This window comes from Secundilactobacillus collinoides DSM 20515 = JCM 1123 (assembly GCF_001435975.1).
GTDB lineage: Bacteria > Bacillota > Bacilli > Lactobacillales > Lactobacillaceae > Secundilactobacillus > Secundilactobacillus collinoides.
Map to the genome: position 1 here is coordinate 125,727 of NZ_AYYR01000009.1, position 16,689 is coordinate 142,415.

Sequence of the window (16,689 nt, forward strand, 5' to 3'; positions counted from 1 at the left end):
CAAAAAAGACACCCAACGAACGGGTGTCCTAGCGAATAACTTCAAAATTATGATTGACTGTTGCGTTGACTTTGGGATGATGGCGCAGATAGTCGGCAATGATTTGGCTCATTGGGGTTTTGTTTTCGGCAATGATCTTGTCCGCAGAAAACATTCCGAAGTGGCCGCCGCCACCAGCTCGGTAGCGGTTGAGTGCGATTCTAAATTCTTGATCATCGGTGACTGGCAGCCCCCGATAGGTAAGCCGGTCGATGCGCTGACCAATTGGGTTGGCGACGTTGATGCGGTAATTGATGCCTTCGTACATATCGTAGTTATAATGGCGTAATTTCGGAGAATAGAAGGCGGGATTGACCGCGATGTTGCCATCGTCATCCAGCATAAAGTATTCGGCACTCTGTTCCAGTGCTGCTTTGAGGTCTCTGCCGGTGATCAGTTCCAGGGCGAGACCATCCGGATAAACGTAGTTGGTCATGATATTGCGCATGGTGATCGGGTCTTCGAAACCATGACCCTCGTTGTTAAATAATGATGTTGCTGAAATATCGGCATCCATGGTTTCGATTTGGACGCGTTGAATAAATTCGGTGTATGCCGTTTCGACCATGCGGGCTTTGGCGGCATCGGTAAAGGTGAGGTGACCCTTGATTTTTGCCAGGGGTTCCGCTAGCCAGCCATCGACAGTTTGGTCGATCGATTTGCTCGCGCGACGCATGGTGTCATCAAAGGGCGCGTTTTTGGTATCTAACAACTCAGCGGTGTGATCCACGACCATGTAGCCGGTCTTTGTTTTTTCAATAGTCAGTGTGATTTTTCCAACGGCTTCACCGCGATATCCGGGCTGGGTGACGGGCACGCCAAACAGGGTATCAGCTATTTTACGGTGTTGGTGGCCAGTGACCAAAGCGTCAATGCCATCCACCTCTTCTAGTAGCTGGTAAGCCTCGTTTTCGCCGTTACTAACGGATTCAATGAGCTGTCCGGTTTTGACGTTGCGCTCAAAGCCGCCGTGGTAACAGACGACCACGACATCCGCAATCTTGTGCAGCGCCGGGACAAGTTCACGCGCTACGGAAACGGCTGACCGGAATTCAACGTCGTAAACGTTGCTGTGGTTCCGCCACTGCATGACGGCTCTTGTGGTGAGACCGATAATGGCCACTTTGACGCCGTTAAATTCCATGATCCGGTAACGTTGACCAAACAGCGGGTGATCATCGCCGTTTAATAAGTTGGCGTTGATGATCTTACGGTCCGTTGCGTTAATGGCCTGCTCCAAGTAGGCGGTGCCATAATCAAATTCATGGTTGCCCAAGATGCCGATATCGTAATGAATTTGGTTATAAATATGCGTCAGCGGCTGCGGGTCGCGCGTTTGCTGGACCTGGGCAACATAGTAGGCCAGGGGCGACCCGGCCAGAAAATCGCCGTTATCCACGGTGATCACGGGTCCGGTGGCAGCTTGCTGTTCGCGGTGAATCACACTGGCTGCCCGAATCAGACCAAACGGCATATTTGCATTAGGTTTAACGTAGTTCGTAGGAAAAACGAAACCATGCGTGTCGCTGGTCGAAAGAATGGTCAGTTTCATGTGTTACCTCCATTGGCGAAATATCGTCGTAAATTGAGTCCGTTAACAGCTTACAAGGAGATAAAGGAGTTTACCAGCGATGTCTCAAACAACGCGTGACAACCTTCGTTAATCAAGTGAACAATAAGCAGATAATGACCCATCTTTAGTATAAAATTATAAGCCAGTTGTCTAACAATGACAAATGGAGAGTGAGGGTAATCGTTTTTGACGGTGTCCAAGGTCTTTTTGAAGTGTGATGCGGAAAAAAGCGACAAAATGAAGCCTGTTTGAAACATTTCTGTCGGTACATAGAACCCCAATCGTGTTTACGAAGTATATCCAGTACTGATACTGGTCCAATCAGCGCGCCTTCAATAAAATATGTGCGATTTGGGAACAAATGATAATGACGATAATACCGATTATTTTTAACCAAAGTGCTGACGGTCCAAATAGGACCCATAATACTATTAACAGCAGCTCACAAAAGAAAATAATGTAACGCATATAAAGCCCTCCTCTGATTGAAGCATCAAAACTGGTGATGAATGGTGACAGCAGTTGTCGCAGCAACTACTGGTTATTCAAAATTGGCTTAGATGCAGCCAGCGTAACAACCCTTGATATCAGGCATTGTGCCAGTTAAACCGGTTTTAATCCCATGAAAAAACGGCGCCGACATTAAGATCCTAATTTGAATCTAGCAAGCAGCGTCGTTTTTAATATTTTAAATCAGCTCAATAAAAAGGGAGATTCGGCGCACGTCTTTAATGTGTGAACCCGTATCGCTTAGGCTTTTCTGATTCATGGAACACAATGTGCGCGTTGTTCAGCTCATCAATTGCCGATTTAAGGTCCTGCACAAAATCAACGGCCATATTCATGCCGAAATCCGCTCGGACAACGATCCGTTGCACAACGGTCTGAGAAAGGTCAGCGGGTAAGGGGTAGGAAGGCACTTGCCAGCCCTTCATTAAGAGCCGGTCAGAGAGGTCGTAGAGAGTCCATTCGTGCGTCTTGTCCGGTATCTGGCTGTAGCAGATGACCGGTAACTGGGCACCGTCGTTAACGATGCTAAACAACCCAGTCTCACGTAATTCTTGCGTCAGGTACGCTGCGACTTCGTGAGTTCGGGTGTGAATGGCTTTGTAACCCTGATAGCCATAACGAATGAAGTTGTAGTACTGCCCGATCAACTGCGAGGCACTGTGTGAAAAATTGATTGCCATGGTGGGCAGTTCGCCCCCCAAGTAGCTGACCTTAAAAACAAGCTCCTCTGGCAAAAATTGTTTATCACGCCAGAGGACCCAGCCGACACCGGGGTAGACAAGGCCGTATTTGTGTCCCGAAGCATTGATTGAAATGACGTTTTTTAACCGAAAATCCCATTTGAGATCGGCTTCCATAAACGGGGTATAGAAACCGCCGGAAGCCGCGTCTACGTGGATATAAACAGGAAAATCAGTATTTTGATTGTGGACTTCAACTAACTTATTCAAGCCGGCAATATCATCGTAACGGCCACTATACGTGATTCCGAGAATGCCAACGATACCGATTGTATAGTCGTCGACGTAGTCCATGACTTTATCGAGATCAAGCGACAGGTGATTAGCATCCATCGGTACCGTTCGCAGTTCAACATCCCAGTAGACGCAGAATTTTTCCCAGCAGACTTGGTAGCCGGAACTGATGACTAAATTTGGTTTTTTAGCATTGGTGTCCAGACCATGTTTTTGCGCGTTTTTTCGCCAGTTGAACTTCATGGCCATGCCGCCTAGCATGCAGGCTTCGGAGGAACCGATAGTCGATGTTCCCATGAATTTTTCCTCGCTCGGCGCGTGCCACAGGTTCGCAATGATGTTGACACAACGGTTTTCAATGTCCGCCGTCCGCGGATATTCAGATTTATCGATGGCGTTTTTTTCAAACGATTGTGCCATGAGTTTTTCCGCTTCTGGTTCCATATAGGTTTGACAAAAAGTTGCAAGGTTCAGGCGCGAATTGCCTTCGTCCAACAGTTCGTCGGAAACAAGTTCATATGCTTCACGTGGTTCGATCGGGGTGTCGTTGAGTTTGAATTTCGGAATGTCGCGGCCTTCTGCACTTGATCCGAAAATCGGGCTTAAGTACTTATTCTCCTCGTCTGAGGGCTTTCCATAGAGCATTGCCATTATTACATCCTCCTCCTGTGTGCATCAGCTATCCGTCACAATAAATCGGTTACATTTGTGCCGAACAGCCTATGCGTTAAATGTAACTAATAAACACGTGTTTGTAAACGGAAGTGCCCATGCCTGCCATCGAAGTATTGCTCGCAAAAAAACGTTCTAACAGGCTTTAAGGAATATTAGGTGGTAATTATGACAAGAAACCCAATATGTATGGTGTCTTTTGCCGATCAAGCGGATGTTATAACGTTTTCACGAGCTAAATAAGCGATATTAGATGGTTCATGACGTTAAATATTGCTGAGAAAAACGTGATTTAAACACGTTCTTTAATCCTGAATAATCAGAAAAACAAGAAAAATAGTTCGGTAAATGGCTGAAAGACAACATGGTGAGCATGAATTGTTGCGGTTTTATTGGCACGTGATTTGATTGTTTAGAACACTTCTAAACGTTGTGATATCAGGGGTTAGATGAATGAAGACACAAAAAAACCTGTCCGGGGGAGGACAGGTTTTACACATAGGAGTAGGCATTTTCGTGATGGGGTTCACGGAAATATAAATTTTACTTTGGAGGAGTAAAATGAAAAAGCTTACTTAATATTTGTAATTTAAATATTAAACTATGCTCTTAATATAAAGGATAAATGTGAAGAAAGTGTGAATTTCTGATAACAAAATCGTAACTGAACTTGATAAAGCAATGGTTTACCCCGTAAACTACCCATTAGATTGCATATAAACGAGCTGATCCATCGAGATTTTTTGTTGCAAAGTTGAAACTAATTCAGGCGACAAATCCTGTTGTGACGCGGTTCCTTGCACATACGTATATTCAAACTGGAAGGCCCTGATAAAAAGCTCACTTTCCGTTTCGTTTTTTGTGTCGGATTGACTAAAACGATTGTGTCGAACCATATAATAGTGGCGAATCACGTTTATTTCGCTTCGATTCTCTTCATTTTCGACACTTGAGAGGTACAACATGACCGCGTTATAACCAGCTGACTCCAATTCTTTCATGGTGTTGAGCAGCTGTTTTTTCTTTTCTGAGGTCTGATTTTGTTTTATATTATGGATCTGTTTGCGCGAAAAACGATCTTGATGCTGGTGGACGTCGTGAATGGGTGCTGGTAAACGGTCGGACTGGTTCTGCCGAGCTGGTAGTTGTCGACCAGGTTCGATCGCGCGTTGATCCTCTGGGTGGGCCTTTTGCCAATCTGCCTTTTTGGCCTGCCAATGTGCAACTTGTTTTGCGCGTTGGTGTTTAGCGAGACCCGGAAAGAATCGGTACCCGACTAATTTAGCCCAAAGTAAGACGCGTTGAAACGGATTCTGAAACGCAAATTGTGTTTGGATCATTTGGACCCGGTTATATTTCCAACCAAATGTGCGATCCACTGTGCCGTTTTCGATGAGCTCTGTAATGGCTTCTGTTTGGGCCTCCTCAGACTCTGCCAGCAGCTGGTGGACCACCTTGGTATCCGTCGGCGCTGGTGACCCCTTTTGGCTGTTGAGCGTTTCAATCACAGGCGCTAGCAAAGTGCTGTTGGCCTCAGTCGTTTTTAAGCGATCGATGGCAAAATCGACCATTCCGTTAACGAGTTTTTCAACCTCGTCATCGGTATACGGGTCAGATTTATGCGGCAAAATCAGCGGCATGACGATTGTTGGAATAATCAAACTCGTGAGAATAATAATTCCGGCAACAAAAATAATCGCGTTTCGTTCCGGAAAGGCCTGGCCGTTGATCGTTAGCGGCAGTGAAAAGGCCATAGCCAGCGTGATCGTACCGTGCACGCCGCCTAGTGCCAAGACGAGGCTTTCCTTGAGCGTATTACGTTTGTGGCGAGTATCATGCATGCGCACCAAGTTTAGTTGACTCCAAGCAAACCGCAGGATGAACATCAATAAATAGAGACTTATCGCAACTGTGATGAGTTTTGGTAACGCAGCGGTATCTGAGCGGGAAAGGTTCCGCCACACGTTTGGCAGGGAAGCGCCCAGCAATACGAAAACGAACCCGTTCAGCAGGTCGGTGACAACGTTCCAAGTTGTCCGGGTCACGATTTGATTTTCAGTGGATGTCAGTCGCAGTCGGCTGCGTTGCACGCCGTGAACGACACCACAGGCAACAACGGCCAGAATTCCAGATAGGCCAAGGTGTTCCGCCAGCAGGTAAACAATAAACGGCGTTAGTAAATTAAAGGGTAATAATATTGCGATGATGTCCAATGATTTTTGTTGAAAAAATAGCCGCAGCCAGACGAGTAGGATTCCCAGAATAATGCCCAGTAAGATTCCGCCTAAAAAAACAACCAGAAAATGTTGAATGCTGCTGCCGACTGAAAAATGACCAGTGTTGAACGCGTTAATGGCAAGTGAAAAGGCGACAATCCCCGACGCGTCATTAAATAACGATTCGTTTTTTAAGGCAGCCATGACGTGCTCAGGCACCTCGATACTGTTGGTAATAGATTCCACGGCAACGGAATCGGTCGGTGCAACAATGGCTGCGAGCGCAAACATGAGGGCCATCGAGATATTGGCCCAAAACAGGTGCGCGATAAAACCACCAACGATGATGGTGACCATCGCCAAGCCGACAGCAAGTGATAACACTGCGCGGATGCGACGCATGAGCAGCGAGTAGTTTGTCGATTGGCCATCGTTGAACATCAGCGGTGAAATAATCAGCAGCATGAAGAGTTCCGGTTCTAAGTCAAAGTGTTCAAATGTTGGGACAACGGCTAACAGTAGGCCGGCCCCAATCTGATAAAATGCTAACGGTATCCGTGGAAAAATTGTATAGACAATGTTAGCGCCAACGGCCGCGGTCACCAGCAGGGCGACGGTGAGAAAGATCTCCACTTGTTCCACATCCCCTCAGTAATAGGTTTAACTAGTCAAATTGTAAGCCTTCGCACAAGAAACGGCGATGACGAAATTTTTTAAAATTCATAGTTAATCATATCAATATTAGCCTAAGAAAATTCCAATGGCAATTTAGTTCATCCGAGTACGACACTATCAGGTATTTTGTTTACTAAATGTACTTATTTTCCGTCAATAACCCTGTCATACGGCGGTTTGAGAATTATAACATATTCACTATATTATTTTATAAACGTGCACAACTGAAATTATCGATAAATACCGCTAGTACGGGTTTCGTTAAATTAATGACAAGTCAAGATGTTGCCTTGTTCACAATCTAAAAAGTATAAAAATCATCTTGTAATATTCTCATAATATGTTATGATAAAGATGTTCATTATTAGGTGTTGGGGACCAGATAGTGAGCAAATTGATGTTTTTTGGTTAATGGTTTTGTCGCTTGGGGAAAGCGAAATGAAGGAAGTGCTTAGTATGATTAACCTATATGTTGCACCAAGTAGCGCATCTAGTCGTAAAGCTCGTGCTTGGCTGGAAGCCCACCAAATTCCGTTTAAAGAACGAAACATTAAATCAAATCCGCTAAATGCTGATGAAGTTAAGGAAATTCTTCGTCTGACCGAAAATGGCAGTGAAGACATCATCTCGACGCGTTCTAACATCTTTAAGAAGTTGAACATTGATCTTGATGAGTTACCAGTCAGCAAATTAGTCGATCTCGTTGTGAAGTACCCAGATTTAATCAAACGCCCCATCATTTTTGATGACAAACGTCTGGAAGTCGGCTACAACGAGGAAGAAATTCGGCGCTTCTTGCCACGCAATGTGCGTGTAGCCGAATTACGAGATTTAGAGGCACAACTGAGCTAGCCAATCTGTTTGAACTTTAGAGTTAAAACTGAATAACGAAACATAAGAGGTATCGACACTGTTGGGGTGTGGGTACCTTTTTTTAGAGCGCAGAACCAAGGGCGGTTAAGGATTTGCACTGTGACGCACGTTTAGGCTAGGTAAGCGAGGTACACAAATGTCTGAATAAAGAGGCGCAAAACGGGTTGAAGCATAGTTATGTTCTAGCAAGATTGAACAAGCACTAAGGTTCCGTTTTTTGGTGAAAAAATAAGGACAATAAATCACACCTAAAACATCGCCTAGATTAACCACAAAATACCTGAATCTAACACAGTGTCACTTGACCCATAAATGCCATTTCGGCAAATCAAATAAAAAAATCCGGCCATCGCGGTCGGATTTTTAAATAGTTACAAATTAAAAAAGGATAATTGTTTAAAAGATGTGTTTTTTGGGTTAGAGGGATGGTACTCACTATACCGCTTGGCCAGTTCTGGATGATCCAGTTGCGTCAGCGTCGATGTGACAAGTTGGCGGATGGTCTGGGTATCAATCTGAGAGTAACCAGCGATTTGGGCTAAAATAAGGGCATTTGTGCGCCGAATGAGCCGATCATCGTGTGTTAAATGATTGAGACTGCTTAGTATCTTTCGGGCGTCAAACACGTCTTTTTTGCCGTTACGCTTCTCAACGAAACGAACCGTAATTTGAATATGTGACTGTTGCGGTTTTTGCTTATTCACGGCGAGGACTCCTTTTTATCGATACGTTAAGTTTAGAACATTTGTTTGAAAAAATCAACAAGATATAGAACGGAGCGTATGCTATCCACTACATGTTGTAGGTTGATTTTTAACTAAAGTAACAGAGCGTTACTTTAGTAATTTTTGATTGGTTTCATGATACCGCGATGTGCGACATGAAAACAAGTAATATGATGCGAAGTGAGCAATCGTTAAAGAGATTTAAGGAAGAGTGCAAAACCAGGGGCGGTTAAGGAATGGAGCCTAAGGGACTTTGTCCGGAAAAGCCCGGTCCTGGCTTTTGCGGGCGAAGTCCCTTAGGTGCAACTCCTTGCCCCATGACGCACGTTTAGGCAAGGCAAGCGAGGTGCACAATGCAGCTGGGGTCTGGAGAAATGAAGAAGACGAAGCAGAGTGCAAAACCAGGGGCGGTTAAGGAGTGGAGCCTAAGGGACTTTGTCCGGAAAAGCCCGATCCTGGCTTTTGCGGGCGAAGACCCTTAGGTGCAACTCCTTGCCCCCGTGACGCACGTTTAGGCTAGGTAAGCGTGGTGCACAGTGTAAGGAATAAAGAACAGAGGCCAAAGTCCACTAGAGTGCAACTCCTTGCTCCGTGACGCACGTTTAGGCTAGGTAAGCGAGGTGCACAGTGTAAAGAATAAAGAACAGAGGCCAAAGTCCACTAGGGTGCAAATCTTTGCCCCGTGACGTACATTTAGACTAAGCAAGCGAGGCGCACACAATTCAGCAAGGGAGAAGAACAGCGAACAGCGTGTAATACCAGGGAGTGGATCCCAGTGGTCTTCACCCGTAACGATCCAACTAAAAACGCAACTGGAAATTTTTTTATTATTAAACCAAAAAGACACCCCACAAAAGTGAAGTGTCTATCAACAATCAATTTAATTAATCTAATGAAGTAACGCGCGCAGAACCAACGTAGTGCCACCATGGCGCCTTAACGGATTCTCTGATAACGCCGCGGTTTTGAGCATCAATCATTTTGCCGCTGCCGACGTACAGACCAACGTGGCTGATGCCAAAGACGCTGCTACCGAAGAAGACGAGGTCGCCTTTTTTGATGTTCTTGTAGCTGACGTGGCTGTACTTGTTGTATTGAGCTTGGGCAGTCCGTGGTGTGGTGATTTTGGCACCCTTTTTGTAAACGTATGAGGTCAGGCCGGAGCAGTCAAATGATGAAGGACCGGTTGAGCCGTAACTGTAACGCTTGCCAAGTTGTGCTTTGGCGACTTTGTAAACCTTTGAGTATGAGGTCGTGCTTGCACTAGCGGTTTGAGGCTGTGCAATTGTGTCGGCAGCGACGGTGATGCCTAAGATAGTAATTACGGTGAGTGCAAGTTTGACAAACAACTTTTTCATAGTTAACAAAATCCCCTTATCTAAATTCTAATCTACAATTTCTTTTTTTATTATTTTGCGTTTTCGTTTATTTATTGAACGGTTATTAGTGTATCAATCACACGTTACAAGAGTGTTGCAACGCATTATCGATTAGATTAATAGAAAAACAAGATTTGTCATTTCAAAGGGGTTTTGCAAAATGAAAGGTTGGTTCAGGACTGCTGTATCAGTGCTGAACCGAATATTTCAAAAATGTGACAAAGCCGTGATTTACCGCTGTTTTGCCAATAAAAAAACCACTTTTTTTCAAAAAAAGTGGTTGAAAATCGTTTTTTTAGGTTAAATCCACTACGGAAAATGACTGGCTTCTCATGGTTTCGATAGGCACGTGCGTATAGGTGAGCGCTGAAACATTCATGAAACTGATGTAGTGGGTAAAGTTATGATTAGGTTTTTGTTGACCGTTTTCCTGCCTTGGCGTGACGACTTGCTTGAGATAGTCAAACGCGGCGTTCTCTGCATCGGTTCCGGTTACTGGCTGCGGATGCCCAAGCCGATTGATGGCCGTTCGCACGAACCGGTTTGTTGGAATCGGCCCCTCGGGAAGCGGCATACTGGCATTCAACCAGTCTTCAGCGGCCTTGGAGAGGGTGCTTTGTTTCGTATCTGGGACCTGCAGAACCTTTGCCAGATTGTCATAGTGGGCGGCAAGCGTCGGCGTATTTGTCATGACCTGGATCGGGTTAGCAGTTGCCGTCAACTGTCGCGTGGTCGGCTCGATGTAAGCAGTGGCACCGGTGGCGTCGGCCAGAACCCAGTGAAACGGGTAAACTTTATGCTCAACGTACCAGACGTGAGCAACCAGCGCAACCCGTGGCAAGTCAGCCAGCACTTCCGCCACCGTTGTATGTCCGCTCAGCACTCATAAAATGAAGTCCTGTGGCGTTAAATTCGTTTTTGCCGCCTGCGGGTCATCGTAATACTGAACGCGTCCTGGTAAGTATAATTCGGCACAAGACAGCCCAGCCGCGTTAAGACCATCGCCGAACAGGTAATGTCCATCCAAGTGACGACTGGCACCCACGATGTTGAACTGCGTCGTTTGAGAATCTCCCAGAATCGGTTGCCACGGTGTACCGGCGGGTAATTTCGTCGGCGACCACGGATCAACGTTTGGAAAATCCATCGTTCGTGCCAGAATGGTTGTGTGATCTGCTGCTGTGAGGGTCAAACTCGTACACAAGACGTTCGCCTGCTTTCTTCTATATAATAGAAAAACAATTATTTAGTCAATCAATACTGTAACACAACCCGTTCATCTTTTTCGTACGGAAAGCTTATCGAAAAATTGGCGCGATTACGGTCGATTGAGGGCACTATCGTCGTTTATGGGACATTTTACCTAGCCCCTTTGCTGAGATGCTGGTTTCCACGTAAATGGCGTTCTAATTGCACGATTGACCCCAGTTAATAAATGCCTGTCGAAGCTTGCTAGTACAACGAATTACCCCAAAAGAATTGCGACTAAACACTTGTTTTTAGCAATCGCTTCCTTTAATCTAATATTAAAGTGTTGTGTGTGTGTCATCACATTGAGTAGAAGGGAATTGTGGCTTATGAAATCAGCTTGGAATCTAATTGGAATGGGGCTATGGCTGCTCCTGCTGATTTATCTTGTGTGGATGGTGCATGATATGCGGGTCAGATGACTTAAATTGATTGTCACTGAAAAGAAGTCGTTTTCTGCACAGAACTTAACGAAATCAACAATTGAATTTGTCATTTTTTTGCTTGCACTATGGGGGATGAGCTACGCGACATTCTTCCAAGACGTCAGCAAGCTTAACACCAGTCGGGTAACGGTGGCGTATCAATTTAAACCGTTGGTACTGGACACAACTAGTGCTGCCCGATCGACATACGTTACTGTCAGAACGGGGAAGGGCCGCAAACCGGTCCAAGTCTACAAGTACACAACGGAAGGCGAAACAGACGAGGTATCAAGCCTGGATGCAACCATTTCCGGCGGCAAGGACCCAATCAACGTGACGGCCAGTGCGTACAAGTGGAATAAGAAAAAACTCAGCAATTACGACACCAAGTATCAAAAAGCATGGGTCGGCGTGGTCGAAACCACCTACAAAAAAGACTTCCTAAACGGCATCGGCCTACACGCAGGCCGTCTAGCCAACCGCTTTACTTTAATCAGAATCCCAGACCACTCATTCATTAAGCAAACAGATCTGAGTGCGGAGGAACAGTAGCAGAGCGTGGAAGAAGGCGTTTAGGGGCGGAGCGTAAGCAACTCTGGCAGAAATTCCCGAACTTGGAATTTTTGCCAGAGTTGCTTACGCAGTAGCCCCCTGCCTTCTGGAACGCGTTTAGGCTATAGAGGGGAGAAAGCAAAATCCCGATTTTGGAATTTTTGCCAGAGTTGCTTACGCAGTAGCCCCTTGCCTTCTGGAACGCGTTTAGGCTATAGAGGGGAGAAAGCAAATTCCCGAACTTGGAGTTTTTGCCAGAGTTGCTTACGCAGTAGCCCCTTGCCTTCTGGAACGCGTTTCGGCTATAGAGGGAAAGAAAACCCTGCCAAAAAGAAAAATCAGCACCAAAAATCAAAGACCGAAGCACCCAACAAAAGGGCTGCTTCGGTCTTTTTCAATTCACTCAAGTTATTGTAACGCACTGCTAAATGACGCCATGAAATATCACTAGCACCCGAAAAATCCGCACTATCCCGCAAAAAAAACAGCAGTCACATTCAAAATGGCGTTCACCGACAACAAAAAACGACCAAGCCAGGCTCAGTCGCCACAAAATGTTTATGGTTCCCGGTTTTAGTGAATACAACTGGGGGATTTGGACGGTTGTTGAATAACGGTATAGGGTCGCCGTGTGCTTAGTATGTTGGGGTTGGGGTAACAACCATCTTGAGACCATTATAACTGATGTAACCGAGGAACTAAACGAAAACGGCTTGTGATTTTAAGCCTTTCAAACAGCAATAAACCGCGTTATAACAGTCACTTGACGACGACAAGTAAAAGACCTGCCACCGCTCATGACAGGTCTTAAAAACTCTTCTTTTTGCGCCGAAAACACTTTTCTAAAGGAAAGCCTATGCTTGATGATCGGCCATGTTATCCGACTCTTTGCCATCGGAATTCTTATCGCAATCATCCTTTTCGGGGAAGAGGCGGAACATCACTTTATTGAAGTAGTCCGAGAAGTATCCGATCACAAAGATTCCGAGTACCATGCAGGCATAGAGCTGAAATACAAACAGTCCCCAGCTGTGAATGGTGATGTTGGACAGAATCAGCATGGTGGTCCCCCAAGCAATCAGCCAGGCGGGGACCATGGTGAATTTCATAATGGTTCCTTGTAGGAATAAGACAATGAAGGTCATGATGCCAAACATCACGGAAGATGCAATCAGGCCTGAAATACTTGGCACATGGAGCAGGCGAAAGGCAATCAGTCCCCAAACAATGCCTAACGCAAAACTGCAGAGAATGTTCCAAATTTTATCTTTGGGGAATCCCGCTCCAAAGAAGTAGGACACGGCGATAAAGGCTGCGGATCCCATCCAAAGGGAGAATCCGCTCATGATCAGACTGTAAACGATGGTAAACAGGCCAACGCCGATCGAATCAAACCAAACTTTTTTACTAATTTTCATGATACTTGCTCCTTTACTGAAAGTGGCGAATTCCGCAAAGACGTGCGTAATCCACCGCTAAAGACCAGTGAAAAACGATGATATCATGGTGATTTGTGACATAGCAATTTTTACGAAGATCATGCTTGGCAGCCCTGCTGACTTTAACGCCTAGTTGGTTCTGTTGGTCGGTTATTCAAACTGCTGTTTGCTTGAATCTCAGACCACCGTTTGTTAGCCGCTATTGTATGATTTTTTACCAAACGCTAAGGGGGTCACTGTTGTGTTGAATGAGTCAATGAAGTGCCGATTCGCCTCGAATCGAGTATTAGCGCTCCTCGGCTCATTCTTTGGCGGTAACAGACGCCCCAAAACTGGTGGGATGACGACAAACTGCGTTAAGCCAGACGTCACATGAGGCCGGTCCCAAACAGCAACCTGCCAGGACCAGCCTCATGGTGAGTTCTAACCATCTTCGAAACAGTAGCGGATTAGAAGTGGGTCAACCGTGATGAGTCCACTTGCTTATCCTCTGCCTTACCTTGCCGGCCTGGTTTCATGACCTTCTCGCCAGTGGTAATGGCGCCCACTGGGCAGACCAGGTTACAGAGTTGACAACCGACACAACGGTTGATGTTGACTGAAGGCCGGCGCTTTTCTTCGTCCCAGGTGATGGCTTGGTGCGCACCATCGAAACAGGAGATGTAGCAACGGCCACAGCCTATACACTTGTCCCAGTCGATCTTTGGGTAAACTTTGTAGTCCCGGTCGAGGTCTTCGGCGGGCACAATGTTCTTGGTGGCTAACCCAATCAGGTCGGATAGGTGGTCAACGTGTTGTTCTTCCATGTAATGCATTAAGCCGTTCTTCATGTCTTCAACGATCCGGTAACCGTACTGCATCACAGAGGTTGTGACCTGAAGCGTCGTGGCACCTAACAGAATGAATTCTGCCGCGTCTTGCCAAGTTTCGATACCACCAATTCCAGAGATTGGCAGGAGTTCCATCCCGGCTGCGGTCCGTAATTGTTGGATGAAACGCAGGGCAATTGGTTTAACAGCTTTTCCTGAGAAACCGGAGATGGATGATTTTCCGTTAACGATTGGTAAAGCAACCTTCTTGTCCAGGTCGATGTTGGAAATCGATTTCACCGTGTTGATGGTGGCGATCCCATCAGCACCGCCATCCATACTTGCTTTGGCGGCCGGTACCATGTCGGTGATGTTTGGTGTCATTTTGGCCATCATCGGCAGGTCAGAACCGCGTTTAACGGCGGCACAGTACTTCTTAACAAGTTCTGGGTTGGTTCCGACGTCAGAACCCATTTCGTGGGACGTCATTTGTGGGCACGAAAGGTTCATTTCAATCATGTCCGCTTTGGCTTCGGTTACGAGTTGGGCTAATTCTTCCCAGTCTTCTTCGTTGGTCCCCATGATGGAAGCCACAACGATTTTATCAGGATAGTTTTCCTTCAGTTTCTTGAGATCGTGCAGGTTTTCCTCAAGCGGATGTTCGGCAATCTGCTCCATGTTTTTGAAACCAACGAAGGGGGTGCCCTCCTTTGTCAGTTCGTCAAACCGCGGTGATACTTCGTCGATCTTGAAGTGCTTTGGTCCGATGGTCTTGAAAACGACCCCGCCCCAACCTTCGTCAAACGCTTTGGCACACATGTCATAACAGTTACCAACGGGTGATGAGGACAGCAGGAAGGGGTTTTCGAAGTGGACCCCCATGAAGTCTACGGATAAGTCTTTATCAATCATTATTTGGTACCCCCTAACAACGTTTGGTCAACTAAGTCGGCAACTTTCTTACCTTTACGAACTGCCCAAACAACGGTCTGGTCGCCCTTCGCAATGTCGCCAGTAATGTAAACTTTTGGATCTTCAGTCTTGTAACCAACGTATGGGACAACCCCGCGTTCGATGTTGATTCCCAGGTTGTCGGCGTTGATTTGTTGACCGATGGCCAAGATGATCTTGTCAGCCTTGATCTTAAGTTCGCTGTCGATCTTCCGGTGCTTGAAGGTTACAACGTTATCATCAACGGCGCTTGGTACGTAACCGTCAACGATAGTAACGCCCGCTTTACGGGTACCTTCGAGTTCCTTCTTAGAAGCACGGAATTCGTCGAACTCTTCGTAAGCGACGTCGGTAACGTTTTTGGCATCGAGACGCTTGAGCGTGGTGGCCACATCCATGGCCACGTCGCCACCGCCGATAACAACGGCGTTTTGAGGCACGTCGGTGATGTCACCCTTAGCGTCTTTAACACGCGCTAGGAAGTCAACAGCGGATTCAACGTAATCGTTGCCGGCGAAGATCGACAATGATTTGGCTTCGCTGGCACCAACGGCGACAACAACGGCATCGTGGTTAGCCTTCAGGTCATCCATCGTGATGTCCTTACCAACGGTGACGTTGTAGTGAATGTCAGCCCCGAGGTTGACGATCCGCTTAATTTCAAAGTCAACGATGTCTTGTGGCAAACGGTATTCAGGAATCCCGTAAGTCAGATAACCGCCGGCCTTTTCGCTCTTTTCGTAGATATCGACTGCGTAGCCGCGTTCCAGCATCGTGGTGGCGGTTTGCAACCCGGCTGGACCGCTACCAACGATGGCGATGGTCTTGCCGTTGCTGTCACCCTTTTTCAGGATGTCCATCTTGGCTTGTTGTTCAAAATCGGTCACATAGCGTTGAATCCCGCCAATGTCGATGGGACTGTCAATGCCGGTCCGTGAGCAGGCCAGTTCACAGTATTTTTCAGTTGGGCAAACGCGGGCACAGATGGCACCCAGGGCGTTGTTTTCACGGATGGTTTCAGCGGCCCCTTTAACGTTGCGGAACCGGACACTGCGGATGAACTTGCCGGGATCGGTGTGGGCTGGGCACGCCTGAGAACAAGGGGCATCGTGACAGAGCAGGCAACGCGCAGCTTCTTCCATCACAGTCGTCATGGTGTAGCTGGGCGTCTCTGTTTCGTACTTTTTACTCATAGGAATCATTCCTCGCTTATCTTGAGAGTTTTGTGACACTTGAGTGACTAAACAGCGTGCTTGGAACACCTTCATTTGGGATGATTACAGGCATAAGACTGTGATGTTCTTCACACGTTTTTTACAAGTTTTAGATTATCAGGAAACGGCTATTCTGCCAAAAAAGGCCAGCCTTGAATCGCTGATTTAACGCGTTTTTCGGTGATTTATATAAAATATTATATAACCGTGTTACACGATTTCTTGGCAAACGTAAGGGGATGCCCTAATGGTTTTGAAGTGGTCGCGAAACACAATGCCGTTGTGGCGGTCACCGGTATTGTTTTCCTGAGCGTGGCTGCAATTTTTTCAAAAAAGGTCCAAAAAGGTTATATTGTTTTGGCATAAAATGGCGGGTATAAAAAACATTCCTTAAGCCTGCTCAGACAACCATCGT

The 16,689-nt window shown here is 46.3% G+C and carries 10 protein-coding genes and 1 pseudogene; 2 read left to right on the plus strand and 9 right to left on the minus strand.

All coding sequences use genetic code 11. The features are described from left to right. Positions 1 to 28: 28 nt before the first annotated feature. The 3 genes from FC82_RS01495 to FC82_RS01505 form a co-directional block, all read right to left on the minus strand. Positions 29 to 1,591 carry a bifunctional metallophosphatase/5'-nucleotidase gene (locus FC82_RS01495; protein WP_054762685.1) on the minus strand — a complete coding sequence of 521 codons (1,563 nt, stop codon included), beginning with the start codon at positions 1,589 to 1,591 and terminating at the stop codon, positions 29 to 31. Positions 1,592 to 2,340: 749 nt separating this feature from the next. Beyond that, positions 2,341 to 3,741 (minus strand): glutamate decarboxylase, encoded by a 1,401-nt coding sequence (gad, locus tag FC82_RS01500; protein ID WP_056996099.1) that lies wholly within the window; start codon positions 3,739 to 3,741, stop codon positions 2,341 to 2,343. A gap of 725 nt (positions 3,742 to 4,466) precedes the next feature. Further along, positions 4,467 to 6,617, minus strand: a complete 2,151-nt coding sequence (locus FC82_RS01505; protein WP_056996016.1) for a cation:proton antiporter — start codon at positions 6,615 to 6,617, stop codon at positions 4,467 to 4,469. A gap of 498 nt (positions 6,618 to 7,115) precedes the next feature. Between FC82_RS01505 and spx the strand changes: the two genes are divergently transcribed. Beyond that, a complete protein-coding gene (spx, locus tag FC82_RS01510; protein WP_054762700.1) occupies positions 7,116 to 7,511 on the plus strand; it encodes a transcriptional regulator Spx in 396 nt (131 codons plus the stop codon). A gap of 392 nt (positions 7,512 to 7,903) precedes the next feature. Here the strand turns inward: spx and FC82_RS01515 are convergent, their stop codons facing one another. The 3 genes and pseudogenes from FC82_RS01515 to FC82_RS01525 all read right to left on the minus strand — a co-directional run bounded on the left by FC82_RS01515 (position 7,904) and on the right by FC82_RS01525 (position 10,840). Continuing rightward, positions 7,904 to 8,236: an ATP cone domain-containing protein gene (locus FC82_RS01515; protein ID WP_056996017.1), complete on the minus strand. Its 333-nt coding sequence runs from the start codon at positions 8,234 to 8,236 to the stop codon at positions 7,904 to 7,906. A gap of 905 nt (positions 8,237 to 9,141) precedes the next feature. Next, positions 9,142 to 9,615 carry a C40 family peptidase gene (locus FC82_RS01520; RefSeq protein ID WP_056996018.1) on the minus strand — a complete coding sequence of 158 codons (474 nt, stop codon included), beginning with the start codon at positions 9,613 to 9,615 and terminating at the stop codon, positions 9,142 to 9,144. A gap of 316 nt (positions 9,616 to 9,931) precedes the next feature. Beyond that, positions 9,932 to 10,840: pseudogene (locus FC82_RS01525) on the minus strand (linear amide C-N hydrolase). Between the two features lie 472 nt (positions 10,841 to 11,312). Between FC82_RS01525 and FC82_RS01535 the strand changes: the two are divergent. Then, positions 11,313 to 11,861 (plus strand): LVIS_2131 family protein, encoded by a 549-nt coding sequence (locus FC82_RS01535; RefSeq protein ID WP_338057136.1) that lies wholly within the window; start codon positions 11,313 to 11,315, stop codon positions 11,859 to 11,861. Between the two features lie 854 nt (positions 11,862 to 12,715). On the opposite strand, the gene FC82_RS01540 is transcribed toward FC82_RS01535, so the two are convergent. From FC82_RS01540 to FC82_RS01550, 3 genes are all read right to left on the minus strand, one after another. Continuing rightward, positions 12,716 to 13,279 carry a DUF1097 domain-containing protein gene (locus tag FC82_RS01540; RefSeq protein WP_056996020.1) on the minus strand — a complete coding sequence of 188 codons (564 nt, stop codon included), beginning with the start codon at positions 13,277 to 13,279 and terminating at the stop codon, positions 12,716 to 12,718. A gap of 470 nt (positions 13,280 to 13,749) precedes the next feature. Then, positions 13,750 to 15,021: an NAD-dependent dihydropyrimidine dehydrogenase subunit PreA gene (preA, locus tag FC82_RS01545; protein WP_054760807.1), complete on the minus strand. Its 1,272-nt coding sequence runs from the start codon at positions 15,019 to 15,021 to the stop codon at positions 13,750 to 13,752. Then, a complete protein-coding gene (locus tag FC82_RS01550; protein ID WP_056996021.1) occupies positions 15,021 to 16,253 on the minus strand; it encodes an FAD-dependent oxidoreductase in 1,233 nt (410 codons plus the stop codon). The genes preA and FC82_RS01550 overlap by 1 nt, the downstream gene beginning before the upstream one ends. Between the last annotated feature and the right edge of the window lie 436 nt (positions 16,254 to 16,689).

Coding starts and splice junctions, on each gene's coding strand:
- FC82_RS01495 (WP_054762685.1), bottom strand. CDS start 1,591: ATGAAACTGACCATTCTTTCGACCAGCGACACGCATGGTTTCGTTTTT.
- gad (WP_056996099.1), bottom strand. CDS start 3,741: ATGCTCTATGGAAAGCCCTCAGACGAGGAGAATAAGTACTTAAGCCCG.
- spx (WP_054762700.1), top strand. CDS start 7,116: ATGATTAACCTATATGTTGCACCAAGTAGCGCATCTAGTCGTAAAGCT.
- FC82_RS01520 (WP_056996018.1), bottom strand. CDS start 9,615: ATGAAAAAGTTGTTTGTCAAACTTGCACTCACCGTAATTACTATCTTA.
- FC82_RS01540 (WP_056996020.1), bottom strand. CDS start 13,279: ATGAAAATTAGTAAAAAAGTTTGGTTTGATTCGATCGGCGTTGGCCTG.
- preA (WP_054760807.1), bottom strand. CDS start 15,021: ATGATTGATAAAGACTTATCCGTAGACTTCATGGGGGTCCACTTCGAA.
- FC82_RS01550 (WP_056996021.1), bottom strand. CDS start 16,253: ATGAGTAAAAAGTACGAAACAGAGACGCCCAGCTACACCATGACGACT.